This is a genomic window from Chromobacterium sinusclupearum, from assembly GCF_002902845.1.
Lineage (GTDB): Bacteria > Pseudomonadota > Gammaproteobacteria > Burkholderiales > Chromobacteriaceae > Chromobacterium > Chromobacterium sinusclupearum.
Genome location: NZ_PPTF01000019.1, coordinates 57,466 through 70,730, shown reverse-complemented (window position 1 = coordinate 70,730; position 13,265 = coordinate 57,466). Strand labels below are relative to the sequence as shown.

General features: G+C 62.5%; 10 protein-coding genes. 9 read left to right on the top strand and 1 reads right to left on the bottom strand.

The features are described from left to right. The first annotated feature begins 119 nt into the window (after positions 1–119). The 9 genes from C2134_RS05550 to C2134_RS05510 all read left to right on the top strand — a co-directional run bounded on the left by C2134_RS05550 (position 120) and on the right by C2134_RS05510 (position 12,379). A complete protein-coding gene (locus tag C2134_RS05550; protein WP_103318211.1) occupies positions 120–1,400 on the top strand; it encodes an MFS transporter in 1,281 nt (426 codons plus the stop codon). Then, positions 1,397–2,644: a mandelate racemase/muconate lactonizing enzyme family protein gene (locus C2134_RS05545; protein ID WP_103318210.1), complete on the top strand. Its 1,248-nt coding sequence runs from the start codon at positions 1,397–1,399 to the stop codon at positions 2,642–2,644. Before C2134_RS05550 ends, C2134_RS05545 begins: the two co-directional genes overlap by 4 nt. After that, a complete protein-coding gene (locus C2134_RS05540; RefSeq protein ID WP_103318208.1) occupies positions 2,641–4,260 on the top strand; it encodes a GMC family oxidoreductase in 1,620 nt (539 codons plus the stop codon). Before C2134_RS05545 ends, C2134_RS05540 begins: the two co-directional genes overlap by 4 nt. Positions 4,261–4,345: 85 nt before the next feature. Further along, positions 4,346–5,101, top strand: coding sequence for an IclR family transcriptional regulator (locus tag C2134_RS05535; protein ID WP_199179881.1), 756 nt, complete (start codon positions 4,346–4,348; stop codon positions 5,099–5,101). A gap of 45 nt (positions 5,102–5,146) precedes the next feature. Then, on the top strand, positions 5,147–6,388 hold the full coding sequence (locus C2134_RS05530) for an MFS transporter (RefSeq protein WP_103318206.1): 1,242 nt from the start codon (positions 5,147–5,149) through the stop codon (positions 6,386–6,388). A 272-nt stretch (positions 6,389–6,660) separates the two neighbouring features. Continuing rightward, positions 6,661–6,897: a hypothetical protein gene (locus C2134_RS05525; RefSeq protein WP_103318204.1), complete on the top strand. Its 237-nt coding sequence runs from the start codon at positions 6,661–6,663 to the stop codon at positions 6,895–6,897. A 134-nt stretch (positions 6,898–7,031) separates the two neighbouring features. After that, positions 7,032–8,222: a radical SAM/SPASM domain-containing protein gene (locus C2134_RS05520; protein WP_103318456.1), complete on the top strand. Its 1,191-nt coding sequence runs from the start codon at positions 7,032–7,034 to the stop codon at positions 8,220–8,222. 272 nt (positions 8,223–8,494) lie between these two features. Further along, entirely contained in the window at positions 8,495–10,117 is a 1,623-nt protein-coding gene (locus tag C2134_RS05515) for a methyl-accepting chemotaxis protein (protein WP_158248706.1), read from the top strand. A gap of 285 nt (positions 10,118–10,402) precedes the next feature. Next, a complete protein-coding gene (locus tag C2134_RS05510) occupies positions 10,403–12,379 on the top strand; it encodes a flagellar assembly protein A (protein ID WP_158248705.1) in 1,977 nt (658 codons plus the stop codon). A gap of 83 nt (positions 12,380–12,462) precedes the next feature. On the opposite strand, the gene C2134_RS05505 is transcribed toward C2134_RS05510, so the two are convergent. Next, a complete protein-coding gene (locus tag C2134_RS05505) occupies positions 12,463–13,263 on the bottom strand; it encodes a hypothetical protein (protein ID WP_103318198.1) in 801 nt (266 codons plus the stop codon). Positions 13,264–13,265 lie beyond the last annotated feature (2 nt).

The following is a 13,265-nucleotide window of genomic DNA, read 5'->3' as shown; positions in this document are numbered from 1 at the left end:
CGGCGGGCGGCCTGCTGTACCCATGCCGGGAAATAAATATAAGCCGCTAGGCAGGCGGCAAAACACGACAAAGAGAAAGCGCGCCGGCCCGTCCGGCGCAGACCAGAGGAGAAGCTTGAATGAACGAAACGCGTGTGTTGGCGCCGGAACGCGCCGCGCTCGGCCGCGGGCGCTACTTCCAGTTCGGCCTGCTGCTGGTGGCGGCCGGCGCCATTTATCCCTTGCTGTATCTGCGGCAGAACTTCGAGACCACCATCCTGCAGAGCTTCGGCATCACCGTGGGCGACCTCGGGGTGTTCTATTCGATGCTGGGCGTGGTCTACGCGCTGGCCTATCTGCCCAGCGGCTGGCTGGCGGATCGCATGTCGCCGCGGCTGTTGATCAGCTTCTCGCTGGCGGCGGTGGGTCTGCTCGGCCTGTGGTTCTCCACGTTTCCGGGCTACCGCGCGCTGGAGATCATCTTCATTGGCTGGGGGCTGGCGGCCGGCTTGACCTTCTGGGCCGCCCTGCTGAAAGGCGTGAAGATGCTGGCGGCGGCTAACGAGCAAGGACGCTTCTTCGGCGTGCTGGACGGCGGCCGCGGCCTGGTGGAGGCGCTGCTGGCCACGCTGGCGCTGGCCTTGTTCGCCTATCACATGGATGGCGACGGCGATGGCCGGCTGGCGCTGCAGCAGGTGATTTATCTGTATTCCTTCACCTGCCTCGCCATCGCCGCGCTGATCTGGATTTTCCTGGACAAGGGCCGTGGCGAGGCGGAACAAAAGGAAAGCCGCGCCACCTCGCAATGGGACGATCTGAAGCTGCTGCTGGGCCAGCGCCAGGTATGGCTGATGTCCTTGATCGTGCTGTGCGGCTACCAGCTGTTCTGGGCCACGTATTCGTTTTCCGCTTACCTGCAGCAGCATTACGGCCTCAGCGCCGTGGCGGCCGGCTTCATCACCGTGGCCAAGCTGTGGATGCGGCCGATAGGTGGCATAGGCGGCGGTTTCCTGGGCGACCGTTTTTCCCGCACCGGCGTGCTGGCCGGCAGCATGGTTTTCTCGTCGCTGGGGCTGTTCGGACTGATCCTGCTGCCGGTTTCCGCCGGCATCTACCCGCTGTTGGCGCTGGTGCTGCTGGTGGGCGTGCTGACCTATGCGATACGCGGCCTGTACTGGTCGTTGCTGGACGATTGCAAGATTCCGCTGCGCGTCACCGGCCTGGCCATCGGCTTGGTCTCGGTCATCGGCTATCTGCCGGATATTTTCCTGCCCTTGCTTAATGGCTGGATCAGCGCGCGTTATCCGGGCGTGCTCGGCTACCAGCTGTATTTCGGCTACATCGCGCTGTGCGGTTGCCTGGGCGCGGCTGTCATCTACCGATTCAGAAAGTCGCAACAGCGACAGGAGGAGAACGCATGAAAATCGTATCGATGGAAACCCATGTGGTGGCGGTGCCGCCACCGCATGTAGGCGGCATGTACTGGATCTTTGTCACCCTGAAGACGGACTGCGGCATCGAGGGCGTCGGCGAAGTCTACGCCGCCACCTTCCATCCCCGCGTGATGGTGCCGGCCATCCAGGACGTGTTCGAGCGCTATCTCCTGGACCATGACCCGCATCAGGTGGAGCGCTTCTTCCGCGAATGCTATTCCAGCGGCTTCACCCAGCGGCCGGACCTGAGCATGATGGGCATCGTCAGCGGTCTGGAAATGGCCTGCTGGGACATCATCGGCAAGGCGGCCAACCAGCCGGTTTACCAGCTGCTGGGCGGCAAGGTGCATGAGCGGCTGCGCTCCTACACCTATCTCTACCCGCGCAATGCCCAGGGTCAGTTCGATTACGACGATCCGGACCTGGCGGCGGAATGTGCCGCGCAGTTCGCGGCCCAGGGTTTCACCGCGCTGAAATTTGATCCGGCCGGCCCGTATTCAGTGTATTCCGGCCACCATCTGTCGCTGGAGCTGATGGACCGTTGCGAGACGTTCTGCGCCAAGATCCGCCAGGCGGTGGGCAACCGTTGCGATCTCTTGTTCGGCACCCACGGCCAGATGACGCCGGCTTCCGCCATTCGTCTGGCCAAGCGGCTGGAGAAGTACGACCCCCTGTGGTTCGAGGAGCCGGTGCCGCCGGGCCAGACCGATGCCATGGCGCAGGTGGCGGCCGCCACCAGCATCCCGGTGGCCACCGGCGAGCGCCTGACCACCAAGTACGAGTTCCTGGACCTGCTGCGCGGCAAGGGCGCGTCCATCCTGCAAATGAATGTCGGCCGCGTCGGCGGCCTGCTGGAAGCGAAGAAAATCGCCGCCATGGCCGAGGCCTTCTACGTGCAGATCGCGCCGCATCTGTACAACGGCCCGGTCGGCGCCGCCGCCAGCATCCATCTGGCCACGGCCAGCCCCAATTTCCTGATTCAGGAAAGCATCATGACCTGGGGCGGTTTCCACGCCGAGGTGCTGAAGCAGCCCATCCAGTGGGAAGATGGCTTCATCATCCCATCCGATCGCCCGGGCCTGGGCGTGGAATTGAACATGGACGTGGTTCGCGCCCATTCGCCTTACCAGGGCCACAGCTTGCACCTGCTGATGGACGACAAGCCGTTCGACGTGCGTCCGCAATCGCGCGACGCCTGGAACAACCGTTGGAACAATGGCGGAATGCTATGAGCGAATACGATTTCATCATCGTCGGCGCCGGCTCGGCCGGCTGCATCCTGGCCAGCCGCCTCAGCGAGTGCGGCCGGCACAGCGTGCTGCTGCTGGAGGCCGGCGGCAAGGACGATTCCTTCTGGTTCCGCCTGCCGGTGGGCTACGTCAACCATTACTACAATCCGGCCAGCAACTGGATGTATTACACCGAGGCGGAGCCTAACCTGGGCGGGCGCAAGCTCTACGCGCCGCGCGGCAAGGTGGTCGGCGGCTCCGGCTCGATCAACGCGATGATCTATGTGCGCGGCCAGCCGGCGGATTTCGACGACTGGGCGGCTGCCGGCAACCCGGGCTGGGGCTACGCCGATGTGCTGCCGTATTTCAAAAAACTGGAACGCCATCCGGGCGGCGAAACGCGCTGGCGCGGCGGCAGCGGCGCCATCGGCCTGACGCCGCTGAAGCCGCATGCCCATCCGATCTGCGCCGACTACCTGGCCGCCTGCGACGAGCTGGGCCTGCCGCGCAGCGACGACTTCAACGGCGAGCGCTTCGAAGGCGCCGGCCTCTACGAGACCAATATCGACGGCGGCGTGCGCGCCTCCAGCAGCCGCGCCTATCTGCGGCCGGCATTGTCCCGCCTCAATCTGCGGCTGGAAACCCATTGCCGCACCCAGCGCGTGCTTTTCGACGACGACAAGCGCGCATGCGGCGTGACGGTGCTGCAGAACGGCGCGGAGCGGACTTTCCGCGCCCGCAAGGAGGTGATCCTGGCGGCCGGCGCGGTGGATTCGCCCAAGCTGTTGCAGCTGTCAGGCATCGGCGACGAGGCGCGCCTGTCTGGCCTGGGCATTCCGACGGTGCGCCATTTGCCGGCGGTGGGGCGCAATCTGCAGGATCACCTGTGCGTGTCGTTCTACTACAAGTCCAGCCGCAGGACGCTGAACGACGAGCTGGGCAATCCGCTGGGCCAGGCTTGGGCGGCGCTGCGCTATGCGGTGAACCGCAGCGGCCCGCTCTCGCTCAGCGTCAATCAGGCCGGCGGTTTCTTTCGCGGCGGCGAAGCGGCGCGGCAAGCCAATCTGCAGCTGTATTTCAACCCCTTGTCCTACACGATTCCGAAGAATGCCAAGGCCAAGCTGAAGCCGGAGCCGTATTCCGGTTATCTGATCTGCGTGAATCCGTGCCGGCCCACCAGCCGCGGCGAGATACACATAGCGTCCGCCGATCCGCAGGCCGCGCCGGCGATCCGCCCCAACTACCTGTCCACCGAGCATGACCGGCGCGAGGCGGTGGAGGGCTGCCGGCTGATCCGCCGCCTGTCCGCCACCCGCGCGCTGCGCGAGGTGACGGTGGAGGAGGTCAGCCCCGGCGGCCGGATGGCGGAGGATGCGGACAGCCTGCTGGACTTCTTCCGCCAGGAATCGGGTTCCATCTATCATCTGTGCGGCACTTGCGCGATGGGGCCGGACCCGGAACGCAGCGTGGTGTCCAGCCGCTTGCAGGTGCACGGCGTGGCAGGGCTGCGCGTGGTGGACGCGTCTATCTTCCCCAACATCACTTCCGGCAATACCAATGCGCCGACGATGATGGTGGCGGAGAAGGGCGCGCAGATGATCCTGGACGACTGGCGCTAGCCGCTGCCCAGCGCTATTTTTTGAACTGATTTCGAACCTGCCCGCTCGGTCTGTGGCCGCGGCGGGCTTTGACTTGGTAGAAGCCGTGCAAGACAGACCCACCGCCCCCGCCGTGGACCATTCCATCGCCATCCTGCAGCTGCTGGTCCACGCGCCGTATCCGCTGACGCAGAACGAGATCAGCAGCCATACCGGCATTCCGGCCGCCAGTTGCTACCGCATCCTGGGCAGCCTGCTCGAATCGCAGATGGTGTCGCTGGATCCGGGGCGCAAGCGCGCCTATTGCATAGGCTCCAAGATTTTTCAGATGGCCTCCGCCATCTACAGCCGGCAGAGCATCCTGCCGTACTTCCACCCGATAGCGGAAATCCTCAAGAATGAAATCCACCAGACGGTGCTGCTGAGCATACCGGTGGGCAACAAGGTGGTGGTGCTGGGTTGTCTGGAGTCGTATCTGGGCAAGGGCTACCCGGTGCACGTCGGGCAGACGCTGGCCATGCACCGCGCGGCGGCGGGCAAGGCCATCCTCAGCCTGCGCGCGACGCCCTATCTGGACAGCTATCTGCAGGCCGAGCGGCAACTGGGCCTGCTGGCCGATGAAGACATCGGCGCCTTGCGCGAACAGCTGGAACGCGCGCGCCGGCTCGGTTATGCCGTCACCCGCGGCGAGATAGACAGCCGGACCTGCTGCCTGGCGGCGCCGGTGGCGGACTTGCGCGGGGAACCCGTGGCCGCCGTCAGCATCTGTATTGGAGCGGAGTCGCTCAGCGACGCCCAGATACGCGCGTATTCCGGCCCGTTGATCCAGGCTGCCCGCCAACTGGCGGCCCGTATTGCGTAGAATCCGGATGGCGTAACCATACAGCAGGGCGGACGAGGGGAAGGCATGGCCGGGGATGGCGAAGTCGTAGAGGTGCATAAATGGAGCAGGCTGCTGCGCGTGGTGGCGAGCCTGTTGCTGGGCTATGCCTTGCTGATGGTGGGCAATGCGCTGAGCAATACCCAGACCTCGCTCGCCTTGCTGCAGCAGGGCGTGCCGGTGACGGTGGCCGGGCTGGTGCAGTCGGCCTATTACGCCGGCTTCTTCATCGGCGGTTTCTTCTGCAGCGCCATTGTGCACCGCTATGGCCACCACCGCGCCTTTGCCGCGCTGGCGGCCGTCATCTGCATCGTGGTGCTGGCGCAGGCGCTGGTGCATTCGCCCCTGTTGTGGGCGCTGGTGCGCTTCGTCAACGGCCTGGCCATCGTCGGCATCTTCATGGTGGTGGAGAGCTGGCTCAATGGCTGCGTCGGCAATGCGCAGCGCGGCCAGTTGTTCTCGCTGTACATGATGGTCAGCTACCTCGGCGCCAGCGCCGGCCAATGGCTGCTCAAGCTGCCGCTGACCCAGCCAGGCTGGCCCTTCATCGTGGTGGCCATGCTGTTCGCGCTGGCCATCATTCCGGTGACGCTGACCAGCCAGCGGCCGCTGACCTTGGTGGCCGCGCCGGCCGGCAGCGTGGTGCTGCGCACATTGCGCACCGTGGGCGAGCTGCGGCGGCTGGCGCCGTTGGCGCTGTACGGCGTGTTGATCGCGGGCTGTTTCAACAGCGCCTTTTACAGCATGTTGCCGGTGGTGCTGAGCCAGTTGAGCTATCTGCCGCACCAGATCGGCAATTTCATGGGCCTGGCGCTGCTGGCCGCGCCGCTGTTGCAGTGGCCGATGGGCAAATGGGCGGACCGCAGCGACCGTTGCCTGCTGTTGTCGCGCACTGCGCTGACCGTGGTGGTGGCTTCGCTGCTGCTGACCCATCTGCTGGATACGGTATTGCTGCTGCCCTTGGTGCTGGTGTACGTCTGCGTGGCTTTTACTTTCTACGGCACGCTGAGCGGCGTCGCCAACGATGCCATGCCGGCCGAGCGACGGGTGGAAACCAGCGCGGCCCTGCTGACGCTGTACGCGCTGGGCGGCACGCTGGGGCCGCTGTTGTGCTCGCTGGCGATGGGGGCGCTGGGCACCGTGGGCTATTTCGCGGTATCCACAGCCATGGCCGCCGCCCTCTTGGGGCTGGCCATATGGACGCTGCAGCAGCGCCAGGGGCGGCTTCCTTTCATCGACTACCTGCGCCGCATCGGGGCCAGGCTCTAGCTTCATCCGAAAGCTAAACCGGCTTCGTGGCTACTGGGGTGCTTGTTCACGACGCGCGAGCATGAGCGGCGCGGCGCTCTGTCATGGTGAGCGGTGACGGGCACTGTTGTCGTTTTAGTATGCCAAAAGCGATCACATTGATTTTTATGACAAAAGAATCAAAATCGCGCCTATGTAGAAAGGCAGGATAGGAATGGCCATTGTCGCAGCCGGGCGATGGCGCGCTGCCGATTTCCGCACATTGAGTCGGGATCACATAGGGAACCGCAGAGATGGCCAAGCAATTTTGCGAGACATGCGGCAAACAAACCGAGCATAGGGAGTGGATCCAGCAAAAGCCGTCCAAGTACGGCGCTAGCCGCAAGGAGAAGCTCAAGGCTTTTCTGGATGGTTTCTTTTCCGGTTGGGGCGGCGGCGGCGCAGCAGCCATCGATCTGGTGGATCGCTATGTGATTTGCCAAGCGTGCGGGCGCAAGACGCTGCAGAACTATGGCGATCAGTTTCAGTGAGTTGCCTTGGCATATTGGCTTAGCCAGTCAACGCTGTGGCAGCCTGTCATCTGACGCCGGGACGTTGGCGCAGATCAAAGATGAGCGGTCGGCCCAGGCGCAAGATGCCCGGTTTCACCAACCGGAGCATCGATATGACCGTCTCTTCCCTGCCTGCCACGCCTATCCGTTTTCACGAATCCTGTCCGCCCAAGGCCGGCGCCGAACCGCCCATCGTCGGCGCGCGCGTGGAGCTGCAACTGCTGACCACGCTGAAATGCAATCTGAAATGCACGTATTGCTCGCTGGGCGTGGGCGAGGTGCTGGGTTCGCAAACCGAGCTTGAATACGACATCGAACGACTGGCCGCCTTTGTCGATACCCATCTGGCCGGCAAGGACGTTTACGTTACTTTTTACGGCGGCGAACCCACGCTGAATCTGCCGCTGATGCTAGAGGTGATGCGGCGCTTTCCCGCCTTCCGCTTCCAGCTGCAGACCAACGGCACGCTGCTGGACGATGTGCCCGCCTGGGCTTTGGCGCGGCTGTCGAATGTGCTGGTGTCCATAGACGGCGGCGAGGCCATCACCGACGGCTACCGCGGCCGCGGCATTTACCGCCAGGTGCTGCGCAATCTGGCCAAGGTGCGGCCGCATCTCGGCGGCAGCCTGACCGCCCGCGTCACCTGGGGCAATGCCGATACCACGTTTGAAGAGCTGGACCAGCTGCTGGCGGCGGATTCGCCGTTCGATTACCTGTACTGGCAGTTTGTGGCCGACGCCATGTATGGCGGAGACGCCATCGCCAAGCGCAAGGCCGTGCTGATCCGGCTGATTGAGCGCTTCTTCGCCTGTACGGAGCGTATTTATCCATTGATCCCGCTGATGGGCATTGTCCGCAACAAGCTGTTCCCCGCCCTGGCGCAGGAGCGCTACGCCGGCCGCACCCAATGCCGGGTTTCCACCCATCTGCTCAATGTGATGCCCAGCGGCGAAATCTACCCCTGTCCAGACATGCTGTATTTGCCGCAGATGAAAATGGGCGATGTAAAGGGCAACTGGCTGCGCGCCAGCCCGCTGCAGGCCACCGCCGCCATGCCGTGCCCCGATTGCGAGGCCTATAGCTGGTGCCGCGGCAACTGCATGAAGAACTTGTACCGGGGCTATGAGCAGGGCGATGTCGACTATCGGACCCAGGTCGTGGAGCCGATCTGCGAGCTATTGCGCTTCATCGGCCAGGAGGTGGACCGCCATCAGCCGCAAGCCTGGTTTGAGCGCGCAAGCTTGCCGGTGCGCCGGCAGCTGCGCGATTGCGAAGTTTACGAATACGTTGAAATCATGCCTTGAGTCGCCAGGGCGCGCATCCATTGCGCCAGCCCGAATCGATAAACCGCGCTAGCCATCCGCTGGCGCGGTTTGTCATTGGCATGCCGCTGCCGGATATCCAGTGATTTTCAATCTGCCGCAGGGCGATCTCCCTCGGCGCGGCTGTCCGCTCCCTCCTCGTATATTTGCTTAGTAGTGGCATTGACAATGCTCTATAAATTGAACGCAAGCTGAAAGTCACAACGCCCCGTCTGGCGATGGCCCGCGGGAGGCATGATTGCGTGGAGAAGGTTATGACCATCATCCGGAAATTGCTGCTGACGATTCTGGTGGCGTTGATTGCTTTGGGCGCGTTGGGCGCGATGGGTGTGTACCAGTTGGGGCAGTCGAAGCAGCGTTTCGACGATGTAGTCAGTAATTTTTCGCCCAGCGTGCGCGATCTGAATGCCGCCACTTATGCCTTCATGGATGTGCGGTCCGCCGTCACCAAGCATGCGGTGTCTAGCGATTTGGCCGCCAAGCAGGCGGCGGAGGCCGAAGCGGATGCGGCGGTGAAAAGAGCGGAGGCCGCTTTCGCCACCTATGAGAAAAACGACATTTCGGATGACAAGGACCGGCAGTTGCTGGCTACTGATCGCAATAATCTGGCCGCCTATGTAACGGCGATGCATAGCTTCTTCGCCATGAACCGCACCCCCGGCGGCAGCGCGGAAGCGGCAAAAATGATCACCAATGGCCCGATCAAGGAGGCCGCTCTCGCCTTGCGCCAAAGCCTGGCCGACCATATCGAATACAATATCAAGCTTTCCTTCGACACCCTGGAAACCAATAACAAGGCTTACCATGGCGTCATGGTGCAGATGGGCATGCTGATAGCCGTCGTGGTCGCCGTGATGCTGATATTGTCTTGGTCGCTTTACGCCACCATCAGCCGCGGTTTGAACGATATCCAGGGCACGCTGGAGTCGGTGAGCCGCAGCCATGATTTCACGCAGCGGGCGCCGGTGCGCGGCAATGACGAGATCGCCAAAACCTCGCTCGCCTTCAATGCCTTGCTGGAGAATTTGCAAAGCAGCCTGCAGTCCATCCTGGCGGGCGCCAACAACGTGGCCGGCGCCTCGCAAAACCTGTCGCAAACCGCCACCCAGGTATCGTCCGCCGCGGAGGCGCAAAGCGAATCCGCAGCCAATATGGCGGCCACCATCGAGCAGATGACGGTCAGCGTGAATCATGTGGCGGAGCGGGCGGAGGAATCGCGCAAGCTGGCGCAAAATGCCGGCGAGCTGGCGCAGCAGGGTTCGAACACCATTGCCCAGACGATACAGGATATCCGCGAAATCTCGCGCGCCGTGGCCAGCGCCGGCACCAGCATCCGCGATCTGGAAAACTTCAGCACGCAGGTCAATACCGTGGTGGGCGTGATCAAGGACATTGCCGATCAGACCAATCTGCTGGCGCTGAACGCCGCCATCGAGGCGGCGCGGGCCGGGGAGATGGGGCGCGGCTTTGCCGTGGTGGCGGATGAAGTCAGAAAACTGGCGGAGCGCACCTCGCTGTCCACCCAGGAAATCTCCACCACCATTACCGCCATGCTGGACCGTTCCGCCACCGCCACCGAGCACATGAATACCGCGGAAGAATTGGTCCGCAACGGCGTGGAGCGCGCGGACAATGCCGACAAGGCGATCACCCAGATAGGCCAGGCGACGAACGATACCGTGCACATGGTGGCCGAGATTTCCGGCGCGATCAAAGAGCAGGGCAATGCCACCAACAACATCGCCAAGCGGGTGGAGGATATTGCGCAGATGACCGAGGAGTCGTCCGCCGCCGCGCAGGAGGCGGCCAATAACGCCGTGCGCCTGGATGATTTGGCAAACCAGCAGATTGCCACGCTCAAGCAATACCGTTTGTGAGGGAGATTGATGGAGGGCATCCCGCCGCGGGGTCATGCCCGCATCGCCGGATTCATCCCCCCGGCGCGCGGCATCGACAACGGGGGGCATGAGCTGACAGCCAGACCGACGGGATGGCGGCCTGGCTGTTGACGTATCCGCTAGGGCAAAATCGGCAAACCGCGCGGGAGTTTGCTAGCTTGCTAGTGTGGGACAGTCTAGAAATCCTCCAACATGGTCGCCGCCAGCAGAGTGCCCACGCAAGGCCGCGACGGATACTCGGCGAGAGTCCATACAGAAGCGATCATGCCCAACACCATCGATCCGACGATAACCCAGCCCGTTGAACCTGGCCGGCCCATCGACCACAGCCAGCCTTTGACCTTGCCGCATTTCCTGCAAATACGGTCGGATGGTTTTTTTGTTTTGCCGGATGCGGTGGGTTCGGCCTCTGACTTCCGCCAGGCGATCGATCACCTGTTCAGCGCCGGCTATTATCTGTATGGCTTGAATTACGACCTGCTGTGCCATTACTTATATGATTTTGACCCCGCGCATCCCGCGGTGACCCAACCGCACTATATCGCCCAGTGCGTCCTGCCTTTTCTTGCCGAGCGGCAAGTGCTTTACCGAGGCTTGATCCGGGCCGAAGCCGGCATCGAGTATCTGTTTGAGCAGCTGTATCTGACGCAAACCGTTGAGGTGCCGGTCTATGGCAGGGATGCCTCAGGACAAGCCATTGTGATTGGCCGGCGCGAAGAGATTCAAACCATTGTCACCCAGCTGGAATTTGACGAACTGGTTGCCTTCATGTGGCAGCAGGGCGTGCGCTTTGGCCTGCACCAGGCGGTGATCAAGGACATCCTCGCTCAACACAAGACCGGCCGTTATCTGATTGCCACTGCGCGCGCGCCGGTGCCCGGCGTCGATGCCGGGGTGCAAGAGCAGACCGCGGAGATCCACCGCGACGATCACCCGCGCAAGCTTGCCGGCGGCCGCGTCGATCTGACGCAATTCCAAAACCGCTATCCTCAGATCAAGGCCCGGGCCGTGCTGCTGATGAAGACGCCCTGTCGTCCCGGTCGTCCCGGCCGTACCCTCAGCGGCGGCATCATCCATGTGCCGGAGCCGTTTGACTTTGATCTGGGCACCTTGGCCGGCAGCGGGACGGAAGTGCAGATCGACAAAGAGGGCCATGAGCTGATCGTCGCCATCTGCGATGGCTTCCTCAATATCGATAGCGAAACCAACCAGATCTCGATTGTCGACAAAATCATCGGTCGCGAAGGCGTCAGCGTCCGCACGACCGGCGATTTGGCCTTGCAGGGCGATGAATACGAGGAGCATGGCGAGGTGCAGGAACGCCGCATCGTTACCGGCAAGAACCTGACCATGTTCAACAATGTTTACGGCACGGTCCGCTCCACCGGCGGACGCATCCTGCTGAAGCAGAATCTGGTGGGCGGCGCCGCCCACAACGATGCCGGGCCGATCAGCGTGGAGGGGCTGGTATCCAATGCCCAGGTGCGCGCCGAGCAGGGCGAGATCACCATCGCGCGCGCGGAAAATGCGATTGTGATTGGCCAGCGCGTGAATATCGTCGAGGCCAAGAGCTGCACCATCCTGGCGGATGAAGTGGACATCCAGCAGGCCAGCGGCTGCGCCATCGCCGCCAAACAGGTCCATATTGGCAAGGCCGGGGCGCGGGCGGATCAGGAAACGGCGATTTGCATGCTGCTACCGGATTTGTCCGGCTTTGGCCGTCGCCTGGAGGCGATACAACAGCAAGAACAGGAAGGGCTGCACAAGCTTGAAACGGTGAAAAAGGCGCTGGCGCTATTGACCCAAGAAGACGAACTCAAGCGTTATTTCGGCGTGGTTGCCCGCGTCAAGAAAGGCGAACTGCAATTATCGCCGGAACAGCAAGCCAGCTTGAAGCGCAAGTCGGAACAGCTGGCGCCAAAAATCAAACAAATCAACCAGCTCAATGCGGGCATGAGGACGATGCAGGACGCCCAATCCTTTGTCCGCGCCCAGGCGGAGGAGCTTGCCAAGGCGCGCGAAGCGGCCGCTGCCGGGATACAGTGCAAACTGGAGGAAATCACCGGCGAAACCGTGGTCCGCGCCTTGACGCTGCCCAGCGGCGCCCAAGCCTTGTCTACCTTGACCGTGGAAGCATTGCGGGCGCGTCTGCGCACGGCCGATAGCCAGACCAAACTCTTGTTTTCCGATCAGAACGGCTGCTTTATCTGGCAATACTCAATCCGCTTTACGCCCCTTTAAAGCCATGGAGCAAACAAGGGCCTGGCATGGGTGCAGGCCCTGTCATTCCATCCTCGTCTAATGTGGCATTTGGTCTACCCGCATCAGGAAGCATCCTGCAACATGGTGTTGATTTCCATGGATGCGGCGGTGAGGAAGACCTTGGCGGCAGCCTTGTTGCTTTGGTCCAGATCATTGAGCGCATTGACCAGATCGCTGGATACAAACTGCAGGCTGTTGTTGATCTTGCCGACTTTGTCGATCAGGTCCGACATGTCGCCGCTGAAGTGGCTGGTCTGGTCGCGGAAGCTCTGCTGCTGGTTGATCTGGCTTTGCAGCGACTTGATCTGCCCTTCCAGGCTGTTCACCTTATCCTGCGCCTGGCTCAACAAGACCGCCATGGCGATCAGGCCGGGCAGGCCGAGTATGCCCAGGCCGATCAGATACAGCTTTTTCTTGTTCAGCGCGTCCAGCTCCTGCTGCGCCCCGGCCAAGTTGGACTGCAGCCCGGCGATGTTGGCCTGTAGTTGAGCAGTGATGGCTTGCAGCTGCTGGCTGTCGCTAGCCAACTGGTTGTTAGAGGAAAAGCAGGCCTGCTGTACCGTTTGCAGCTGCTGCGACAACGGCCCCGCTTCGGCCTGCATCTGGCTGACGCTGTCTTTGATCTGTTGCGGGCTGGCTTGATCGAAGTTGGCCAGCAAGCCCTGGACTTGCGACTGCAGCCGCTGGCCCACGCTTTGGGTATCGGTTTGCAGCGTTCGGATTTGCGGCACCAGTTGGTCCACCACTTGTTCCGCATTGCGTTGGATGCTGACTGCGCTGTCCGGCAAGCCTTGGAAGGCGCGGATGGTGGCTTCGGTTTGCAGCAGGTTGTTCAGTGCCTGAGTGAGAATGCCGTTTGCCATGC